The 22500-nt window shown below is 39.4% G+C and carries 10 protein-coding genes, 1 tRNA gene and 1 pseudogene; 1 reads left to right on the top strand and 11 read right to left on the bottom strand.

Annotated elements, in window-relative coordinates; genetic code table 11:
- Window positions 1–50 precede the first annotated feature (50 nt).
- The 11 genes from ACLD6A_RS00950 to pyk all read right to left on the bottom strand — a co-directional run bounded on the left by ACLD6A_RS00950 (window position 51) and on the right by pyk (window position 18999).
- Window positions 51–839 carry an ANTAR domain-containing response regulator gene (locus ACLD6A_RS00950; RefSeq protein WP_410296020.1) on the bottom strand — a complete coding sequence of 263 codons (789 nt, stop codon included), beginning with the start codon at window positions 837–839 and terminating at the stop codon, window positions 51–53.
- A gap of 225 nt (window positions 840–1064) precedes the next feature.
- The gene (menA, locus tag ACLD6A_RS00945) at window positions 1065–2153 is read right to left on the bottom strand and encodes a 1,4-dihydroxy-2-naphthoate octaprenyltransferase (protein ID WP_410313320.1); all 1089 of its coding nucleotides are present in this window, start codon (window positions 2151–2153) and stop codon (window positions 1065–1067) included.
- 39 nt (window positions 2154–2192) lie between these two features.
- Window positions 2193–2966: an energy-coupling factor transporter transmembrane component T family protein gene (locus tag ACLD6A_RS00940; RefSeq protein WP_246904934.1), complete on the bottom strand. Its 774-nt coding sequence runs from the start codon at window positions 2964–2966 to the stop codon at window positions 2193–2195.
- 12 nt (window positions 2967–2978) lie between these two features.
- The gene (locus ACLD6A_RS00935; RefSeq protein ID WP_410313319.1) at window positions 2979–4835 is read right to left on the bottom strand and encodes an ABC transporter ATP-binding protein; all 1857 of its coding nucleotides are present in this window, start codon (window positions 4833–4835) and stop codon (window positions 2979–2981) included.
- 262 nt (window positions 4836–5097) lie between these two features.
- Window positions 5098–5724: a hypothetical protein gene (locus ACLD6A_RS00930; RefSeq protein WP_004134831.1), complete on the bottom strand. Its 627-nt coding sequence runs from the start codon at window positions 5722–5724 to the stop codon at window positions 5098–5100.
- 467 nt (window positions 5725–6191) lie between these two features.
- The gene (locus ACLD6A_RS00925) at window positions 6192–7592 is read right to left on the bottom strand and encodes a glycoside hydrolase family 3 protein (RefSeq protein WP_004134829.1); all 1401 of its coding nucleotides are present in this window, start codon (window positions 7590–7592) and stop codon (window positions 6192–6194) included.
- Window positions 7593–7641: 49 nt separating this feature from the next.
- The gene (locus ACLD6A_RS00920) at window positions 7642–9387 is read right to left on the bottom strand and encodes a VWA domain-containing protein (RefSeq protein ID WP_004134827.1); all 1746 of its coding nucleotides are present in this window, start codon (window positions 9385–9387) and stop codon (window positions 7642–7644) included.
- Between the two features lie 82 nt (window positions 9388–9469).
- Window positions 9470–15196 carry a type I pullulanase gene (pulA, locus tag ACLD6A_RS00915; protein ID WP_410313604.1) on the bottom strand — a complete coding sequence of 1909 codons (5727 nt, stop codon included), beginning with the start codon at window positions 15194–15196 and terminating at the stop codon, window positions 9470–9472.
- 220 nt (window positions 15197–15416) lie between these two features.
- Window positions 15417–17084, bottom strand: a complete 1668-nt coding sequence (locus tag ACLD6A_RS00910; protein WP_410313318.1) for an alpha-amylase — start codon at window positions 17082–17084, stop codon at window positions 15417–15419.
- Between the two features lie 144 nt (window positions 17085–17228).
- A tRNA-Leu gene (locus ACLD6A_RS00905) sits at window positions 17229–17302 on the bottom strand.
- Window positions 17303–17559: 257 nt separating this feature from the next.
- A complete protein-coding gene (gene pyk, locus ACLD6A_RS00900; protein WP_116793945.1) occupies window positions 17560–18999 on the bottom strand; it encodes a pyruvate kinase in 1440 nt (479 codons plus the stop codon).
- A 683-nt stretch (window positions 19000–19682) separates the two neighbouring features.
- Between pyk and ACLD6A_RS00895 the strand changes: the two are divergent.
- Window positions 19683–22500, top strand: a pseudogene (locus ACLD6A_RS00895) (hypothetical protein); the annotation flags it as partial.

The raw sequence follows: 22500 nt of genomic DNA, 5'->3' as shown, positions 1-22500 counted from the left end.
ACAACAAGCGTTATGATTTAATAAATTTAAGATTTTTAAGATTAATACTATTAATCCTCAGAATCTGAGTCTATTTTATCATCGCTATACTTTGAAATAATAGCCAAAGCAAGACGCTTCTTAGGAATACGCTGATCCATAGAAGTTTTTTGAATCCAACGGAATGCACCCTGCTCTGAGAATCCGGCCTTATCCATAAGAAGACCCTTAGCTCGATCTACCAGCTTGCGTTCTTCTAATGTATCTTCAGCTTTCTTAAGCTTTTCTTCCGCCTTTTTTAGCTGATCTTCCGTATCGTGCAATCTATTTTCTGTGCGCTCAACGCTATCTAATAAATCGTTGATCTCGCTAAAACGACCCATAGCAACTTCCAAAGCTGGAAGAAGCTTAGATTCTTCATACGGCTTAGTTACGTATGCCATTGCACCGGCGCCTGTTGCTTGTTTTACTAAATCTGCCTGCGAAAAAGCAGTGAGCATAACAACTGGCGCAATGTTTTCATCACAAATAGTTGCTGCAGCAGTAATACCATCCATAACAGGCATCTTAACGTCCATGCACACAACATCCGGATGATGCTCGCGAGTCAACTCAATAGCTTCCTGACCATTAGCTGCCTGACCTACAACCTGATAACCGTTATCTTCAAGCATAGCTACTAAATCCATGCGATTAACAGATTCATCTTCTGCAACAACAACAGTGCGAATATTGTTAGATTTCTTATCTTCAGACTCGTTCTTCACAGCTTCTGCATCAGCAGCCTTACGAAGCTCATCATCAGTAAGTATTTCAGGCATTGTTTGCTCTGTCCCTTCATTCCTTTTCGTAACTGGCATATTCACAACCTCATTTCATTGCCGCATAAACAGGGCAACACCGCCATGCATCTTTAACATGGCGACTACGCAACAGCACGTTCACAAACACCAGTAGAATCACGCATCATAACGCAATTTGCATGTCACTAAAACCGCACGCACCCAATGTTTGTGTCAATCAATGATACCATAAGATTCACGAGACTCGCGAAAGAATGCACAAATTCGCGCTATTTTGCTTATTTATATAATCGCAGACAACAGTACTACTGCAGCTGCAAAAATGGCTTGCGCAACGCAAAGCGCAAAAGAATTCTTATAGTCACCTTTAAGTATACATTTGGCAAATTTATACGCTTTTATTACAAGAGCTACCAATATAAACCACTGAAAAATAGCAAAAAATAGGTGCCATGAAATATTGCGTATAAACTCACTAAAACTGAAGAAAACCTCAGAACTATAAAAGCTCCATATTGAAGGAACTTCAAAAGGAAAAACAATAATTGAAACCGAATACGCTAACAACAAAAGAGCCGCAACAATACTCGCTGCAGCACATAAACGTCTACCGCTTTGCTCTCCAAGCCTTATCATCGCAGTTATTTTTCCATGCTCTTTATCACTTGCAATATCTCGAAGATTGTTCACCATCATTAAGCATGCAGAATAAGCTCCAGGAATAAATGACATTAAAACACAAGCCAAAATCATTAATGGACTATTAATAAAAATATTGTTGGCTTGAACACCTATGCCATGCGTTATTGCACATAAAGATCCAATAAAAGGAACAGGGCCAAAAAACACAAAAGCGCTTACTTCTCCAAAACCTTTATAACCATAAGGATGCTTTCCTCCTGCATAAAACCATGCTGCAGCAATGCAGGCAATTCCAAGTGGAATAAACCACAATATTCCCGTGCTAAAAACAATAAGCAAGCCCGCAATGCAAGAAATCAAAGCAGAAACTATTACCGCTTTAAGCACAGATTCTGACTTAATACCAGCATCCGCAAGACGCCACGATACATCACATAATGGCTTAGAATTTTTACTTTTACTCACAGGGCGAAACTTACGATTCTCGTCTAAGCCATTCAAGCCGTCACAATAATCGTTCGCATAATTAACAGCAATCTGCATAAATACTGCAACCGCACAGCATAGAAAAAATTGTATAAGACATTGCACAAAACTAATAATTGGTTTCTCAAAATGCGAAAAACGCATCATTCTAAGAGAAATCGCGAATGCCATAACAACAGGAACTAAGCCTATTGGCAGAGTGTAAATTCTTGCACCTTTAATCCAAACTTTTACACTTTTCATTATTAGCCTCTTAAACTATTTGCTAATTACATAAATGCTTCATACAAGATTAGGCAAAAAGATTGAAGTAACTATTGGCAAAGCAATAATAAGTGCGGAAATAACTATAAAAACAAATCCTCTCCACCCAAAAGGATAACTATAGTAAGAAGATTTGCGGGTGCGTAAATAAAAACCACGTTCTTCAGCAGCGAGCGCACAACTGTCCGCCTTACGAACTGAAGTTACTAGAAGTGGCACAATAAGTGGCATCATCAACTGTAATTTCTTAAAAGGATTTTTAGTATCGTACTCAACACCACGCGCCATTTGCGCTTCTGTAATTTGTGTCATTTCGTAAGAAAAAATAGGCACAAAACGGACTGCAGTAGTAATAGTAAAAGCGTAGCAGTATGGCACATGCAAATATTGAACTACTGCGTTTGCAAGATCGTTTAATTTAGTAACCATTAGCACGCTTACTAGCGGAAGAGCAAAACAGAAGAGTCGCAAAGCTGCTTTTGCACCAATATCCATACCGTTTTGAGTAAACCACAGGAAAATATAATGACCTTTTTGAGCAATAACTGTTTGCATAACAAACATAACACAAGCAATTATTATCATTGCTTTAATAAGGTTTAATAAAGCTTTTACAACATGAGCACAAGCCATTGCAATAAGAATAAGTACAGCAAGAGCAATAAGCACAGTGTACTGTTTTGCAATAAAAACGCTTATTACAACACTGGCAGCAAGAATAAGCTTTGCAATAGGATTAGCTTTATGAAATATGGTATTGCCATGTTGATAAGTTAAAAGTTTTGTTTGCATGCCAACCTACCTTTACCTTTGTTTCTGCTCATTTTGCGTACTATTTTTACCACTCAACGCTTGCACTAATAGAGATCTAATGTACAATCCCCTACAATTTTCAAAACCATTCGCAACTAAGCCTTGAGAAACAGAACACAATAATGGCGGATACAATGCAGCGGCATCGCAAACTTCTGGTTTTTCAAACACATCTTTTGCCAATCCGTCAATAATAAGCTTTCCGTCATTAATAACTATCAATCGTGTTGCATAGTCAAGAACAACTTCCATATCGTGACAAACCATAATCACGCAGCAACCGTGATCTCTCAAATCTTCAACTACTTGCATAATTTTCATGCACTCATTGTAGTCAAGTCCGCATGTAGGCTCATCAAGAACAAGAATTTTAGGACGCGTTACAACAGTTGCAGCCAAAGCAACCATTTGACGCTGACCTCTAGAAAGCATAAATGGAATATCTTTCGGGTTAAGATTAAGCTTTTCAATAATCTGCATTGCATGCTCTTGAGCTTGGCTAGAATCTTCACCGATTAATTCACAGCTAAAAGCTACTTCTTCAAGAACAGTTCTTTTACAAAGTTGACGATCAGGATTTTGGAATAAGGTAGATACATATTTTGCTATTTGACTAATGCGAAGCGACTTAGTATCGATACCATCTATTTCCACACTACCTTCTGTAGGTCTTAATAAGCCATTAATAATCTTTGTAATTGTTGTTTTTCCAGCACCGTTTCTTCCAATTAAAGCAATTAATTCACCGCTATTTGCATTAAATGAAACATCTTTTAGAGCTTTAACGCCATTCGCATAAGCAAAACTCACATTATTTATTGAAAGGCATGGCTTGTTAGAATTATCTAAATTATTAGCTTTTATAAAAGTTTCTTTACTGGACTCTAAAGAAGATTCTGCATTATTCGAGTTATTTGAATTAGAAAGTTTAGAATAATCCGTACGTAATGTTTTAACAATAGTATTTACAGTTTCTTCCACGCCAACAGTAAGTTCAGAAGGATTACAAATTTGCTCATCTTGCAACTGCTTAATTAAGTGAGTAGTACGAGGATAGTTAATACCAACTTTACGAAGTAAATCAATGTCTTTAAGAGCTAAAGAAACAGGAGCATCAAGAACGAGCTCACCTTTAGAAAGCACTATAAGACGTTTACAATATTCGCTTAATAAAGCAACTTTTTGCTCAATAACAACAATAGTAATACCAAATTTTTTATTAAGATTTTGAAGAATAGAAAAAATCATGCGGGAAGATACAGGATCCAACGCACATGTTGGTTCATCCAGCACTAAAACTTTAGGTTTCAGCGCCAAAATTGCAGCAATAGCAACTTTCTGCTTCTGACCGCCAGACAGTGTATCTAGATCTCGATTGCGCAAATCGCTAATGCCAACAGTTTCTAAAGAGCTAACTATACGATTAGGGATTTCATCGTGAGGAACACCAAAATTTTCCAATCCAAAAAGCAGCTCATCTTCCACGTTCGCAGCAACCATTTGAGCATCAATATCTTGAATAACTGAACCTATTAAGCAAGCAATATTAGTTAGTTCAAGAGTTGTAGTGTCATGACCAGCAATACTTACAGTTCCACAAAAGTTTCCCGAATAATGGTGAGGAATAGCACCAGAAAAAAGCGAAGCAAGAGTTGTTTTACCAGAGCCAGAAGGTCCAATAATTCCAACAAATTCACCAGGGTAAATTTTAAGATTTACTCGATTAAGCGCATACGTATTATCTTCAACGCTTGAAGTATTTTCACTACGATTTGTACCGTATTGAAAAGACACATTCTTCAATTCAAGTAGCGGCTCTTCTAAGTGGGAATCATTAGGTTTTTTCATAAGGCTCTTTATGTTTCGTTGTTGGGCTTGTTCAACTAATTTTCTGCCAGCAATAAGTTCGTTTTGCTGATGCGTACCATCCATAACTGTAACACACCAATCAAACTCAAACTATTTACCAACATGCAAGTTGATGCCAATCGCAATACGACTGGCATCAACTTACTTTTATACCTTTATTTTTCTATACACTGCAATCATTCATGCATACTAAGTGCAATAAAAACACATTTTATGCAAAATAATTTGTATAAAAATTGATTTACTTATGCAATACAATCTTCAACGGAGTGTAAAGTACTTCAACAACAATCGCATTAAATACTGCTGTACCCAAAATAATTGGAAGCATCACCATTACCATATTTGGAGAGTGAAGAATGAAGAAAGCAGCAATAAGAGCAAAAATGCAACCAGAAATTACAGTCGTAATAAAAGTAGAGATGAATGGGAATACGCTTACTTTACGAGCTGCATCCTTTGGGAACACGCGAATATAACCAATTAATATTGCAGTCATAATGATTGCAGCTGGAATATCGCAAGCATACTCAAGGAATGGAATTGAAGTATTAAATTGAATTAATGTTGCTGCAAGAGCACCAATAATAGCTCCCTGGTAAATCTTCGGCCTAACGAGCAAAATTGACAAGCAGAACGAAGCAATAACAAACTCAGGCTGAATATTTCCAATAGAAAGAGATTTTGCAACAGTAAAGTCAAGAATACATCCTGCTGCAAAAAGTACTGCAACTAAAACTAACGAAGTAATATCTAATGCGTGATTCTTAACTTTTACATTTTGCATCATTACAGCTGCAGCATCTGTAGTTGCGTTTGCACCATTGTTATAAGCTTCCTTAACGGTTTCGTTAATTTCTTGAGCCATGATTTCTCTCCTTATTTGGGCTTTATATTATTCATATAAAGCTATCGAATATTTTGTTGTGGTTTGTGATTTGTGACTTGGTTATTTTTTAAATTTAAGCTTGTATACAAAAAGACCCCCGGGCTTACCCCGGAGGTCTTCTACAAGCTTTTATATGCAGCTTCTAAAACTTCAGAGTAAACTCACGCCAAAGAGAAGACTGCCACCACCACATACGAGCAGCGTTAAGAGTATTCATAGATTCAGCATTCATGTTCATGTTACGCATGATGACTGCCTCCTAAACTCATTAACTAGCTGTGGTTAACGCACAAACCTCAACCGAAATATTCGATATTCGTTTGTGTTGAAATGATGCTAACACCATGAAAGTACAAATGCAAACACAACACGCGCACAAACGGAAAATATTATTAGAATTCTTAGTTATTCTTAGTAATTATCGGTAATTATCAGTAATTCGTTTGCTATTTAGAAAGTTTTTGATATTTAGCAATCTGCAATTTTACAGCAATAATTCGTTTTACAGAATCATCAATTCTAGACTCAGGGATTTCTCCTCTACGAACAGCATTAACAACAGAATAGTAAGCCTGACGCAAATTTGCAGGAGAAAGTAACATATCAAGACCTGCTTTAATCCCAGTAATTGCAGCGCTTGAAGGAGCATAACGTAAAGATATTGCTCCCATTCCTAAAGAATCAGAAATCAGAATACCGTTATAGCCAAGCTTTTTACGAGCTAAACCTGTAACAATCATTTCCGACATACTAGCTGGAGTATCATCTCCCGTAATCTTCGGATACGACACATGACTAACCATAATAAACTTAACGCCAGTATCTACAGCATCTTTGAATGGAACTAAATCTACTTTTCTTAAAGAAAATGGAGTTTGATTCGAAACTGTAGTACCTTTGTGAGAATCTTCAAAAGTTGAGCCATGACCAGGAAAATGCTTATACGTAGCAAAAACATGATTTTCTTGCAAACCATCCGTAAACGCGTCAGTCATACTAGCCACAAGCTTTGGGCTAGAACCAAATGAGCGCTTTTTCATAAGATTATTATCTGGATTAGTTAGCACATCTGCAACAGGGGCAAAATCAACATTAAAGCCAAAATCATGGAGATATTTACCAATATATGCTCCAGCTTTATAAGCTTTACGCATTTTCTTAGTAACGCCAATATCTCTCATATTAGGAGAAGTATTCACTCCCATTTGAGGATTAGAACTAACTCTTGCAACAGTTCCACCCTCTTCATCAACGCTGACAATTGCAGGCAATGATACACGAGCATTACTCATTTCTTGCAATTTAGAAATCATACTTTTAGTCTGTTCAGGACTTTGAATATTTTCTCTCGTATACATTATTCCGCCAACAGGCAAGGAGTTAAAAGTCTGCTGCATTTGTGCTCCAGAAGAAGTTACAGTCCAGTTTATGCCAACTAATTCCTCAGGTTTTACAACAAACATTTGCGCAACTTTATCTTCAAGAGACATTTTTGAAAGCACGCTTCTAACTTCTGCGCTATTGGAATCAACTCCCCTACGAGCCAGCTTTTTATGAGCTTTAATTAAAGCCTCGCGCTTTTCTGCTTCTATTGCTAACTCTTTAGGACTCTTAATAGCAGTTCTATTAGAATGGCTAAAGAATTGCGAGCGCATAACATGTACTGCAGCACACATAGACACTGCTATTAAAGCAACCGCAATAATAATCGCAAAAATAGAAGCGAAATGATTCCTCGACGCAACTTTTTCTACTCGCTGATTATGCAATGCACCCCTATACTGTACTGTGCGACCAGTTACAGTATGCGGCACGCTTTGCAATTTACGCGGCTGTTGCTTACGCATAAGCTTTCCCCTAATTCACTAATAATAAAAATACTATTGAAATTATTTATTAGTATTTATTCACTTCGCACACGTAGCCTGTCTTACCGCTAAATGTTTTGCGCAGTGTAGGATTTGTAAATAGGTTGTCGCGCTGATCGTTCCAAGACCATTCGTCATTTAATCTCCAAAGCATAAGATAAAACTCAGGTTCACCATCTTTATCATTTCGACTTGGCTCACCCGGCAACCAATTTTGATACTTTACTTTTTCACCAGTAACCCAGTGTGCATACACGTCACCATTTTCGCGCTGAGAGGTGTAACCGCCAATCCACACATACTTGACACCTTCCTTCTTAGCCATATTTATAACCTTAGTTTCCTTACTCTTGTCTGTAAGAGTTACTAAGTATCCGCCATCTTGCATGCATGCACTATTAGCTTCGGTCCAAGTTACATCTCCCTTATGAAGAACAAAACGAGAACCACTCTTCTTATAAGTCTTCCTCTTCACTGGCTTAAACGCTAAATCGTCACCAATTCCACCAGACTTATGATTCTTCGAATCTGCAAGCAAAGCAGAAACTACACGATCAACATAAGGATTTGTTGAGGAATCAGAATCGTATTCAAGGCAATAAACATTATCTTGATTAACTCTAATTCTATTCATTACATCTTTCATATCTGAAATAGAATTAATATCCCAGAAGTAGCCGTTTGTTTCGTTTGCAATATTTTGCAATACGCTAGAATCAGCATCAGTTGTACCAATCAAATAAACTGGTATTCCCTTTTCTTTTGCGAGCGCAATAACCTCATCCGCAGTATGAGTGCTTTCATTATCCAAACCGTCTGTAAAAGCAATAACACAGTTAAAGCCTGGATGGTTTGAAGCATTAGTAACACCAGTGTATAGAGCATCATACAAGGCAGTCATTCCGTAAGGTGTCATATTATCGATACCTGTAAGAAGTCGATTTTTATCGTTTGTGTATGTTGCCATATACATGAGGTAGCTATCGAAAGATATAAGCTCTCCTTTATCTCCAACCTTATAGTTGAGATTGCGCACAAAATCACTCATTGTTTTCTTCATAGTGTCGATTGAAGAATCCATTGAGCCAGATTTATCAAGAAGAATCTCGTAATTAACACCTTGATTGTCTTTAATTCGCTCAACCTTATGAATAAGGCGTTCTACTTCTTTGCCGCCACCAATTTTTTCGCGAATTGCAGCAGTTGGAGAGTCAATTTCAAGCGCTTTTCCACTGCTATCCGTAAGAGAAAAGTACAATTTAACGTGCGGATATTGAGAAACGTCGGAATTAACAATTTTTAGCGTATAATCTTCATACTTGTGCGATTGAGTAAGCTCACTGCGAAGCTTTGAATAAGGAATTTGACCCGGATGAATAAAATCCCAAATTAAGCAGCCAAAAATACAAGAAAGAATAAAAGATATAACTATTGTAATAGAAAGAACTATATTTCTTTTATCCTTTAATTCCTCATTTGAAAAAACATCAAATCCAGAAAATAGGCCGCCACCGCGAGAAGACGAAGGAATAGCTGATGCCGTATAAGTGGCTGATGCTGCAGCATTAGCATTATACGGCTCAGCTTTGTAAGCTTGAGGCATGTTGTTACGCATACTTTGCTGATTCTGAGAACTCTGCTGATTCTGAGAACTCTGCTGATTCTGCGTATTGTTCTGCTGATCATTTTCTGCAGAAGCATTAACAGCTGCTCCACAACGAGAACAGAACCGTGTATTATCCTTAATTAAAGCTCCACAGTTGATGCAAAACATACGTTCTTCTTTCTCACAGCATTATGCAAGTACTTGCATAATTAGCTCAAGCTTAATATACTTTTTGATTCTATACCTTCTTTTATATATTCTTATTTCGCTTTACTTTAATAAAGGACGCACTAGCCACGACCAACAATATTGCACAAATAAATACAATCTGAATTATGCTGCTACCTGTAGCGCTTAATTCTTGCGATTTTTTAACAATATCGTTATTTAGAACGGTTATGTACGTCCATGCAACTTGATTACCATGATCATCAATCAACACAACTGTATGCTTTCCGGAATATCCTGCTGGGAAGATTGCGTCAAACTGAGGAACACCATTTACCATTCGAACAGTTACATACTTAGAACCATTTGCGCTCTTAAGTAAGCGAGGAGAGGAGTAAATGTATGCGTATGCATAAACTACACCGTCTTTCTTCAATCGTTCGGTAAATTCACTGTTTACAACATGAATACTCACATTGTTCACAACACCGGCTGTTGCAACATCATTGCTACCTACAGTAAGCGTGCCCTTTAATTCTGGCTTAAGCTGCTTAACAGTTACAGGAGCTTCAGGAGCTGGAGCAGATGGATCTGGTGCTGAAGTGGAAGTCTCAGCCTTTTGAGCATGATTCTCAACCTGAGCAGGCTTCTCAGTTTTTCCAGTCTTTCCAGTGTTTTCGGATTTAGCAGTATCTTCAGAATTAACATGCTCTGGAGTCTTATTAGCAGGAGCAGACTCATGCTTATTTTTAACTGAAGGCTGCGTATTTCCTTGCTGAGTATTCTCCGTCTGAGGATTACCTTGCTGAGTATTATGAGTTTCTACAGAAGGTTGCTGCGATCCATGTTGAGTTCCAGAACCAGACTGAGGATTCACCGGAGCAGGCTGAGGATTTACAGGAGCTGGCTGAGGCGCCGGCTGAGGATTTACAGGACCAGGAGCTGGCTGAGGCTGAGGCTGTGGGCCTGGAGCAGGCGGTTGAGGTGTAGGAGTTACAGGAGTCACAGGCTCACTCTTCTTTTCAGCATTAAGCAACACAGCAGTCGAAAGAGCAGCAACCTTATATGTTCCGTCAGCAGAAACATTAGCCTCTTGAGCACCATCATTAACTTTGCCATTAGCAACAAGAGCAGAATACTTTCCTGCTGGAATCTTTACTTGAGTTTCAGCATTATTAGCATTGAACACTACAACGTACTGCTTATCTGCATCTTTAAGCGTGTAAGCAATTACACCATCAGGAGTGCCATCAATCATCTTCATGTTCTTGTTAATTGTTGCATAATCAAAATCACGAAGAGATTTAATGCTCTTGCGTAGCTTCAACAATCCCTTGAAATAGTTCACGGAATCAGATTTGTCAGCAGCACGATTCCAATCAAGAGCATTGTCTTTATCGCCAGCATTGTAGCTATTAGAATTACCGTTCTTGCTTCTTAAGAATTCCTGACCAAGCTGAATAAACGGCATGCCACGAGAAAGCAAAATCATTGAATTTGCAAGCTTTACTCGCCTCAATCGTACGTCTTCAGTGTCTTTAGGCGCAGAAACCTTTAGCTTATCGTACAACGACAAGTTATCGTGAGCTTCAACATACTGAACTACTTGTCCTGCATCAGCAAAGTGCGTTTCAGCATTACTATTCGAGCACTTAACAGTACTCGTGCCAAATTGGCAACCAAGCAAATTATGCTCAAGCAAAGCCTTAACACCTTTATCTGTATTGCCATTTACAAAACCAGTAGACGCATCACCAAACACAGAACCTTTTACAGAATCACGGAAGGAATCGTTAAAGAACGCTACTCCTGGAATCTTATAGCCATTTGGCTGAATAGTAGAATCACTCTTAGGAAGCAGTTCATTCATATCCCAGCCTTCACCGAGCACAATAATTGAAGGATCAATCTTATTAAGCTCAGCACGCACTTCCTGCATAGTCTTCAGGTCAATTAAGCCCATCAAATCAAATCGGAAGCCGTCAAGGTTGTAATGCGTAGCCCAATACTTTACAGAATCTAAAATATACTTGCGCATCATTTGACGCTCAGAAGCAGTATCGTTACCGCATCCAGAATTACCATTCAGAGCGCCATCCTTATAACGGAAGTAGTATCCAGGAACCGTCTTGTTAAACGAATGATTTTGTGCGCTATAAACATGGTTGTAAACAACATCCATAATCACACGCAAACCAGCTTTATGAAGACCAGCAATCATTTGCTTAGCTTCCTTAACTCGCGCTGTTGGATTAGCAGGATTCGTAGAGTAAGACCCTTCAGGAACATTGTAGTTTTGCGGATCATACCCCCAGTTTTGAGCACCTTGCTTTCCATAGCTCAAGTCACCAGTTTCATTCACAGAACCAAAATCATACATTGGCATGATTTGCACGTGAGTGACACCAAGAGACTTCAAATAATCCAACCCAGAAACATTATGCTTATCTGTAGTTTTCGTACCTGCTTCTATTACGCCAAGATACTTACCACGATGAGCATCGCTAATACCAGAGTTTGGATTGATTGAGAAGTCACGAACATCCATTTCTGCAATTGTTGCGTCACTTGGATTCGTAAAGCTTGGCATACGATTTCCAGCGCTACCAGCGTCTTTATCTGCTAATACAACAGAACGTTCACCGTTTACTACTGAAGCTTTCGCATAAGGATCAGCAGAAACATTCACTGTGCCATCAGCAAAATGAACTTCATATGCGTAAGCTGTATTAGCTTTATCACCATCGAGCTTTACAGACCATACACCATGATCTTCTGCTTTCATAGCTGTTTCTTTGTCTTTTTCAGCTTTTTCAGCAGTCGACTTATAAGTAATCAGCTTTACTTCAGTTGCTGTTGGAGCCCAAAGCTTGAAAGTAGTTGAAGAAGCAGAATACACAGCACCTAAATCATCGCCAGTATAAGCATATTTCTTATCGAATTCATCGGTACGAATTACACTAGCACCAGTTTTTGAGGAAGCAGAAAGCTTAATATCTTTAGCTAATCCCTTAATACTCAACTCATACTTATGTTTAATATTAAGTTCATTCTTGGTTTCAATAGTAATCTCTGAACCATTAGCTTTAACAGAATTAAGCTCAACAGTCTTGGCAGGATTTTCACTAGCATCCAAAAGCGTTACGTCAGAGTCTTTTACAGAAGACACGTCACCAGATACTTTTACAGCTAACTTCTTTAAGCCAGCAATATCAGCAGACATTACGTGAGCTGTAAGTTGTGGCATAGTAGCGTTTAAGTATACTGTCATGTCATCTTGCATTAACCAGACTTCAACGCTACCCTTGTTTGGATCATTTGGATCTAGCTTAATCGCGTTGTTTGGAATACTGCGATCGCTAGGATCTTGTTTATCCCAAGCATTATTTGGCGTAGACTTTCTAACTTTGAAACCAACACTGTCAATACCAGCATCATTCTTAGCAGTGAAGGTTGCAACTTTGCCATAATCGTCATGCGAAGTGAAGTAACGAGCAGTACCACCGGTTCCGTCATTCCAAGTCCACATGTTCCAGCCTTCATAATCGCCAGCATTCCTGCGATAATGAACTGTTACCTTTAGCTCTTTTGGCTTCTTCTTAAGATTGTCTGGAGCAGCAAACTGCGTAGTACCCGTTCCGCCTGTTACCCAAGCTTCAGCAAGACCACTTGCGCAGTTTTCAATAGCACGATCGCCACCGTCTTTATTCCAATCTTTTGTAGTAGTAATAAAGGAAAGTGACTTGTTTTCAAAAGAACCATCAACCGTAGTTTCAAAAACTTTGCCGAATTTATCACTGCCATTGAACTCATGCCAAGCTCCAGGTAAATCTTTACCATCCTTGTCTTTGCCCCACAAATAAACGCCAATATTGCGAGTATCACTCACTTTTTGTGCGTAGTGGATGCGAACAGTGGTCTTTGGATTATATGCTACTGGGCAAGGATTTACTCCAACGCTACCCTTGTGATCTTGAGCTACATACGAATCAGTGTGAGCTGGAATCTTAAAGTTATTATTATCTCCTTCGTGATACCAGTAACCATTGCCATCGTTAAACACTGCTTCATAAGCTTTGCCATTGGTTCTAATTGTCTTCTTATACCAACCATCGCAAGCCTTCTTCATCTCATCGCCAGGAGCTTGAGTCCAGCTTGAGCCTATGCCGTAATGAACATATACTTTTTTATCTTTAAACTTTTCATCTGGCTTAAAGTAAATAGTTGTTGTAGGATCTTCTGGCATACCTGCATCAGGCTTTTCTTCACCATATTTAGGATCAGATGGATCAGTGGCAGAGCCTTTTGGATGATTAGCTTTTGTTGCATCAACGTGCAATACTACTGCTTCGCGAGCGCCAATCTTGGTTTTAACTTCACCTTTTTCAACTTTAACAGTCTTAGAGCAGTCACCTGCAGCATACACATTGCAGTACTCACCATCAGGCAAATCAGTCTTATAAGAAACTTCTTTTTCGTCAAGCGAATTGTTGATTGCTAAGAAGCCCTTCTTTTCGCGGCTAAAAGCAATGTTGTTATCGCCATCATCCTGCCAATTTGTGACTTTCGCACCTTGAACAGCATTGTAGAATCCAATCATTCCGCGAATAGAAGTCCAACGCTGAGTGCACTGCCACTTTGAATTAGCACCACAAGTTACTTCCGGAATAGACGTTTCAGTTGCACCAGGAGCACCATCATCATTCTTATCGAACTTGTATCCGGAATACACGTTTGGAGTGCCGTATGGCCACGCGAGCATGAAAGCGTTTGCTAAAGTGTAACGACGACCGTCCTTATACGTAAGCACGCTGTTACCGCGCTCTGTATCCCAGTTCGTAACGAAAATAGCAGCTTTATCGCTCTTAACCATTCCGTCTTGAATTTTGTTCAGAGGCTTGCTTGCCTTCATCAGCGAGCCTTTGAAACTTTGCATAAGCTGGTAAGAGTAGCCAAACTCGTTAACTTCGCCTTCATTCAAATGCGCAGCTGGCTGAATTTGTTGAGCTTCTGAAGGATTGCCAATAGTTTCCTGCATCCACCAGATGTCATTAATCTTTTTGCTATCTTCAACACTTTCGTTGTATTGCTTTATAGCAGAAGCTTTAATGCCCCTCATATCTTCTGTAGAAATATGTTTTACAGCATCCACACGAAAACCAGCAACACCAAGCTTCAACAAATCTGCAAAATACTTACCTAAAACTTGCTGAACATGCGGCTTAGAAGTATCCAAATCAAGTAAGCCTACAAGCCTGCGATTCCACACTTCCTCCGCATTGTTATAATGCTCAATATTCCTATTATCTTGATGGAAATCATCCTTTTTATATCCAGCATCTTCAAAAGTCTGAGTAGACACATCATACTTACTTCCACCAACACCGACTTTATCTTTATTATCAGCGCCAGCCATGTGATTAATTACAGCATCTGCAATAATCCCCACGCCCTTTGCCTTGCAAGTTTTAATCATATCTTTAAACTCAGCTTCAGTGCCAAGTTTAGAATCAAGCTTATAGCTCACAGGCTGATACGAAGTCCACCAAGCTTTACCTTTAATATGATCCTGAGAAGGCGAAATTTGCACATACTTCACACCTTCAGGACCATACGTTTGTTCGCATTCTTGAGCAATACTCTTCCAATTCTGCTGGAATGCAGTAACAATAACACCTTTACCTTTAAGAGTTACATTCGAAGAAGTTTCTTTGCTATTGCTAGACTCCCCGCTAGTCGCAGCGTTTGCGCTAATTGTAACAGCAAAACCAGTTACAAGCATTGCAACAGACGCAACAACAGCAACCATCTTCGATGCAAAGTGTCGACGATGACTCATCAGTTTCCTTTCCTCCGTTGGCATTAGCGCGTTTCTTCTTTGGACGCACTAATAGCTTAAATACGCAAACGGTGGCTAGTACGGCTATGTTGCTAGCCACGCATAAATGCGCATATAAGCGGAGGCAATTATATCACCGACATATTGACAATATTGCAATAAACAATTAAAAACTGCAGTTGTGTTGGTACTACTTAGCTGCACTTTCAACATCAGCTTTGTCTTTTTTAAATCGCAAAACCAAAGTAACAACCAAAGCTACAAAAATAGCAACAAATACCAGAAGTATTTTATTAATTGCAGAATTGCTACCAAAGTGCTTTACAGCATTAACATGCAATGCCACTGCAGAATGAGAAGGAATAGTTGTTTCAACTTTCCCACCGCTAACAGTTACAGTTTTTTCGCAATTCTTTGATGCATAAACATTGCAATACTCGCCATCTGGCAAATCAGTATTGTAACCAACATCATTTTGCTTATCGTCATTATTAATAGCGAAGAAACCCTTATTTCCGCGGCTAAAAGCAATATTATTGCTTTCATCATCCTGCCACTTAGTTACTTTCGTACCTTTAACAGCATTATAGAAGCCAATCATGCCTCGAATTGAAGCCAATCGTTGAGTGCACTGCCACTTTGAATCCTTACCACAACTTGCATCAGGAACAGACGTTTCAGTTGCACCAGGAGCACCTTCATCTCGCTCACTAAACTTATATCCAGAGTAAATATTTGGCGTACCATACGGATAAGCAAGCATAAAAGCGTTCGCAAGCTCATATAATTTGCCATCTTTGTAAGTAAGAACGCTTGTGGCATTATCTCGCTCAGTATCCCAATTTGTAACAAAAATAGCAGCACTCTTATTAGGAATAAGACCATCTGCAATATGCTTCAAATTGTCTATTGAACCAGAGAAATAATTTCGCAAACGGTATGAGTACTCAAACTCGTCTACTTCACCAGTTCCAACATATTTATCTGGCTGATTTTCTTTCGCCCCATTGCTATCCCCAATCGTTTCCTGCATCCACCAAATGTTTTCAGGCTTAACACCACTAGCATCAGATGCAGCCTTCTTAATAGCTTTCATCTCGTTTGGAGCAATATGCTTAACAGCGTCCACGCGGAAGCCAGCTACACCCATTTTTAGCAATTTTGCAAAATAATTACCAAGAGTTTGCTGCACATGCGGCTTAGAAGTATCCAAATCAAGCAAACCAACTAAACGATAATTCCAAACTACTTGAGCATCACTATACGTGTAAATATCTTTATCTATTTGATGAAAATCATCTTTCGTGTAACCAGCATCAGGATAGCTCTGATTTGCTGCATCATACTTACTACCACCAACTCCCACAGTATCTTTATTGTCAGCACCAGTCATGTGGTTAATAACAGCGTCAACAATAATTCCAACCTTCGCAGCTTTACACGTAGTAATCATATTCTTAAACTCAGCTTCAGTACCAAGCTTGGAATTTAGATTGTAACTAACAGGCTGGTAAGAAGTCCACCACGCTTTTCCTTTAATATGATCCTCCGGAGGAGACACCTGAACGTACTTAACGCCTTCAGGACCATACGTTTCTTTGCACTCCTTGGCAATACTCCTCCAGTTTTGCTGAAAAGCTGTAACAATAACGCCTTTTTGTGGAAGGCTGTTTGTTGATTTAGTTGAAGCAAATGCCGAAGAGTTTGGAACAATGGTAAACACACACATTAATATTGTTGCTACAGCAGCGAATGACGCAAATACAAACATTAATTTATGCTTGTAATTATTGATTAGTTCGCTAGCATAATTACTTTTTTTACGCTTACCTACTTGCAATTTTGCACTGCGGATCATCTTTGTTCCTTTCACATCACGTACAGCACATTCATTGTTTTATTGTGCGAAAATGCTTTTATTATTATACGCTTTACTGTTTATGTCTGAATATTAAAACGAAATAAAAAACGTCACTCAGCAAGCTAAGTGACGTTGTGCACGTGCCCCCGGTGAGACTCGAACTCACACTGCACAGATTTTGAGGCTGTTTCCTCTACCAATTGGGATACAGGGGCATCTTCAATTTTTCGCAATTTTTTGCGACTTGTTGACTATAGCACACTTTAAGCTGCATGCAAATAGTTAAGGCGTTTTGCGCGTGTCGCAATATTGAATATTTGCGATTAAATACAAGCAATGCGCGCAACCTACAGATAGGAAGCGCGCATTACAAGTCACAACTTATACGTTACACGTTATACGTCCTACACATACGCAAGTAAATAATTAAAAAATTAAATCATACTAAACGCATGTGTAAAACCGCGTAATATTAGTCGCAAGCACCAACTGTGTGAACGTAGATGGAGTCAGTACGGCCAGCCTGACGCTCACCCTGAGCAGTGCTCAAGATAACAATCTGGTCACCATCTGAAACCTTACCAGCCTCACGAAGAACCTTGTCAGTGAAAATCATCAAATCGTGACGATTCATATCGTGATAATCTTCACTAATCAAGAATCCTTCAGTACCCCAGCTCAAAGCCAACCAGTGATAAGTGTGCTCATTGTTGGTCAATCCGTAGATTGGAGCAGTTGGACGTTCGCGGGAAATACGATGAACCGTACGACCAGTCTGAGTGTAGGCAACAATAGCCTTAGCGTTAAGCTTATCTGCCAAATCAACAGCTGCAGAAGAAACTGCGCCGGTGCTAGACATATCAAGCTCAACTGCAGGAATGCGATCATAGCCATTCTCGGTAGCATACTGAGAAATGCGAGACATAGTCTTTACAGTAACATCTGGATACTTACCAACAGCAGTTTCGTTAGAAGTCATTGTTGCGTCAGCACCATCGAGAACAGCGTTAGCGCAATCGGAAGCTTCTGCACGAGTTGGTACTGGAGAGTTAACCATTGTGCCAAGAACTTCAGTAGCAACGATAACTGGCTTTGCATAACGGCGAGAAAGCTCAATGCAGCGCTTGGTAACAAGTGGAACCTCTTCAAGAGGCATTTCCACAGCCATATCACCACGAGCAACCATAATGCCATCGAAGGTCTTAACAATCTCTTCCAAGTTTTCAACAGCCTGTGGCTTTTCAATCTTGGCGACGATTGGAATACGACGACCTTCTTCGTCCATGATTTCGTGAGCGCGATCAATATCGGTAGCAAAACGCACGAAGGACATAGCAATAATGTCAGCGCCAGTGCGAATAGCCCAACGAAGATCAGACTCATCCTTTTCGGTCAAAGCTGGAAGAGAAACTGCAACGCCTGGAAGGTTAATGCCCTTGTGACTGGAAACTGGGCCAGCAACAATAACCTTAGTGTGAACGTCGTTGCCTTCAACCTTAGTTACCTCAAGACGAACCTTACCATCATCAATAAGAATTGGGTCGCCTGCATGGCAATCTCCTGGCAAGCCCTTGAAGGTTGTGGAAGTGCGATGCTCGTCGCCTTCAACATCATCAGTAGTAATGATGAACTCCTGGCCTTCTTCCAAATAAACCTTATCTTCACCATCAGAGTTCTTCTTGAACCAACCACAGCGAATCTTTGGACCCTGCAAATCAACAAGAGCAGCAACATTGCGGCCAGTGGACTTGGAAGCTGCACGAACATTGTTGTAAACGCGCAAATGATCTTCAGGAGTGCCGTGAGAACGGTTCAAACGAGCAACATCCATACCAGCTTCAACAAGCTTGGTAATACCTTCCAACGATTCTGTAGCTGGACCAATGGTATCAACAATTTTGGCTTTACGCATAATGCCTACCTATTTCTATTTCTGTTTACTTTTTCATGAGCGCTTTAACAATAAAAACAATAAAACACTCAATTCATTTCTCTAGTGTATCAATGTATTGTGACCGCATAATGCATTTATACGGCGTTTTGTGAACGTTCACATAAAATCACATAAAATACTTTGCCAATACTTAAATAATAGCTATTTGCTAACTTTGAGCATCGCTTATTTGACGCAGCTCTTTCGAACGTTTTGAGCCTGATTTCTTGCTCTTTATCTTTAATCAAGAAAACAAAATGTCTGAATTCGACAAAGCACTAAACGATTTAGTATCAAAATTATAGTGAGGTAATAAACTACAACATTTGTTTAGAAATTACCCAATCACATATCTGCAACACACCATAAGACGTATTACAGATTACGAAAATAATAAGAAATTTTATTAAAAATTATATTATTATAACATTTTGCAAAAAATTTTCATTTAGTTCACCCCCCCCCCCGTAGGAAATTTTACAGTCTAAACTAATTTCAAACTGAAAAATATTATGGAAAATAACAAAAAATGATAGAATTTTTAGATAGACCTGTTTAAATAGAGAGTTTTATTACTAGCACTGGCAAAATTTGTCATATAATTCGTTCTATTTATTTGTTTAAAAATTCGTTAAAGATTAGGGAAAATTAAGGAGATTGTTATGACTACCACTAATCCTTCAAAACATACATCATCATCAAAATCTTCTAGAAAGCGTTCTGCACACAAAGTACACACGCTTCCGTTAGCAACAATGGCTGCTTTACTGACAGCAGCAACCTGCTTAGGCAGCCAGCCTGCTATGGCTGTTCCAACAACCACAATTACTACAACAACGTACAACGCAACGGCTAGAAGTCTTACGAATAGCGCGGTTGCTGAGTCTCAAAATCGTGAAGCTGATGTAGTTGTTAACAATCCAGAATGGCTCAAAACTCCTAGTATTCTTGAGTTCCAGCGTTATCGTGCTACTAATGATGAAAATAAAGATAAAAAGACAATGAATTCCGACGATTATGGTAGCGATGAGCACAATACTCTGATTAAAAAAACGGATATGTATGCACATATCGAAACAATAGATGGTGCTAAATATCTTGTATTCGACGTGTTCTTCAACAATGATGCTCAATCGATGGTAAAAAATTCAAAGAGGCAGTGGTATATATGGCAAGTACCGTACCAAATTGCTAAGTTGAACTCCGATGGTTCGTATGCGAGCGACACAATTCGCGACTTACGTTTTGACGCTTACAAACTTAAAGATGCATCACAAAATGACAAATTAAAACGCAAGATGAACTTTACTCTTTCGCGCGATTTTGCCAAGTTTGAAAAAGTAGACAATCAGTCAACATCTATAAACTTACTTAGCGATAACGAGAAGAACTTCGGTGCAGGAAATCCTTCAAGATTCCATTATAGTTTAGGACCGAATCTGGTAAGCGAAAACAAATATAAAACAGATATGAAGAATCTATTCCATGGAAATTTTGAAGATTACGCTATTGGTAAAGCAACTTACCCAGAGCCCCCATATAGTAGTAAGAATTATGGAATAGGTATTCAAACTACAGAAGTAAATCTTGCATTCCATATGCATGCCGCAGTAAAGCTTAACGATACAGCAATTAACGAAAAAGCTACGACGTATGATGAAAAGTACGCTAATATACATAATGCTTGGACTTGGGCAGATTCTGCAACATATGGAAGAACAACAAGCTCATCCTACGCGTGGGTTTCTGGACGAGATCCACAATCTGACGAAGATAAAAAATTAGAACGCCACAAGGATGACAAAGAAGCGCCAAAAATTTATTACAATGGTAAGGAAATAACCGACAATCAGACCATTGAACTCAAGGAAGGCGATAAACTAAGCTTCACTACCACCGATAACAAGGGTTATATTGAGAAGTTTAGCATTTCTGGTTTAAAAAACAAATCTATAACCAAGCAAGGTGTTGGAAGCGAAAGTCAGCCGCTTTCATCAGGCAACATCAAAGTTACTAAAAAAATGGACGGCAAGGAAGTAACTATTACTTCCGAGGATGGCTCTGGCAACGTTACCACACGCAAAGTTAAAGTCACATTTACTAAAACACTTGCTGAAAAACATCCTCTTACCGGTAAAACCATTGATGTTACCGTTGGTGAAAAATTACCGCCATTGACAGAAATTGACAAACTTGTCGAGATTAAAGACGAAGGCAAGCTTGAAAAGAAGCCAACATTAACGTGGAACGGCAAATCTGCTCCAAACACTGATACAGTTGGCGTATTTACCTATGAAAAAAAGATTAAGGGAATATACTCCGATAAGTCCAAGAGTTTTGCAGATGTAACCATCAATGTTAAACCACAGAAGCCAGTTATCGACACTGATCTGACTAATCTTGCTGGGAAGACAGGGCAGAAAGTAACAGTATCTGTTGGAAGCGGAATTCCTACTGACTCTAAAGTTACTACAACAGTTACACTGTTTGATAAAAATGGCAATAAAATCGGCTCTACTACAAAGATTAGCAATGGTAAAGCGGATATTACTGTTGATGGTGAAATCCCTGAAGGCGACGTATATGCAACAACGACTGTCACGAAGAAGCCTGGAACGACACCTGGCGGTAAAATACCAATTCCAGGATTTGACCTAACTTCAGAAAACAGTGATAAAAAACAAGCTACCAAGCCTAAGGATACCCAGGCCCCGACTATCACTGCTACTGCTACTTCATCGTCTGTAGCAGTTGGGCAAGATCTGAAGATTCACATTGTTGCTAAAGATGATGTGAAGGTTGAAAAAATCAACTATATACAGGCATTAACGAGCGCCAATCTGCTTCAAGCTGATGATATCCTTAAAGGTCGTGCGAGTGTTTCAAAAACCACTGACACTGATCAGGAACAAGTGTTGGATCTTACTGTTAAGAACATGCAGCCGAAGGAAGTTGGCACACATAAGCTAACCTTCACGGTAACCGACTCGGCAGGAAAAACCGGCACCGTAACTCTAACCATAACCGTGAAGCCAGCTGCTCCAACTGTCACGCCTAAAGACGATGGTTCCGTTGAGGTAACACCAGCAGACGGTACTGATAGTTTGGAAATCACTTATACGCCAGAAGGTGAAGACAAAGAGAAGACCATCACTGTCAAGAAAGGCAATGATGGAAACTGGACTGGTGAAACTCCAGAAGGCGTAACCGTTGACGGAAAAACTGGTAAAGTCACTATTCCAGCAAAGCAAGTCAAAGACGGTAGTGATGTAAAAGCTAAAGATAAGAAGGGTGAAAACACTTCCGAGGAAGTTACTGGTAAAGCCAAAGACAACCCAGCTGCTCCAGCGACCAAGCCAGCTGCTCCAACTGTCACGCCTAAAGACGATGGTTCCGTTGAGGTAACACCAGCAGACGGTACTGATAGTTTGGAAATCACTTATACGCCAGAAGGTGAAGACAAAGAGAAGACCATCACTG

This window comes from Gardnerella sp. Marseille-Q9691 (assembly GCF_046507715.1).
In the GTDB taxonomy this organism is placed as follows: Bacteria; Actinomycetota; Actinomycetes; order Actinomycetales; family Bifidobacteriaceae; genus Bifidobacterium; species Bifidobacterium greenwoodii.
The sequence above is the reverse complement of the archived record's forward strand: the minus strand, read 5'-3'. Positions and strand labels throughout refer to the sequence as shown.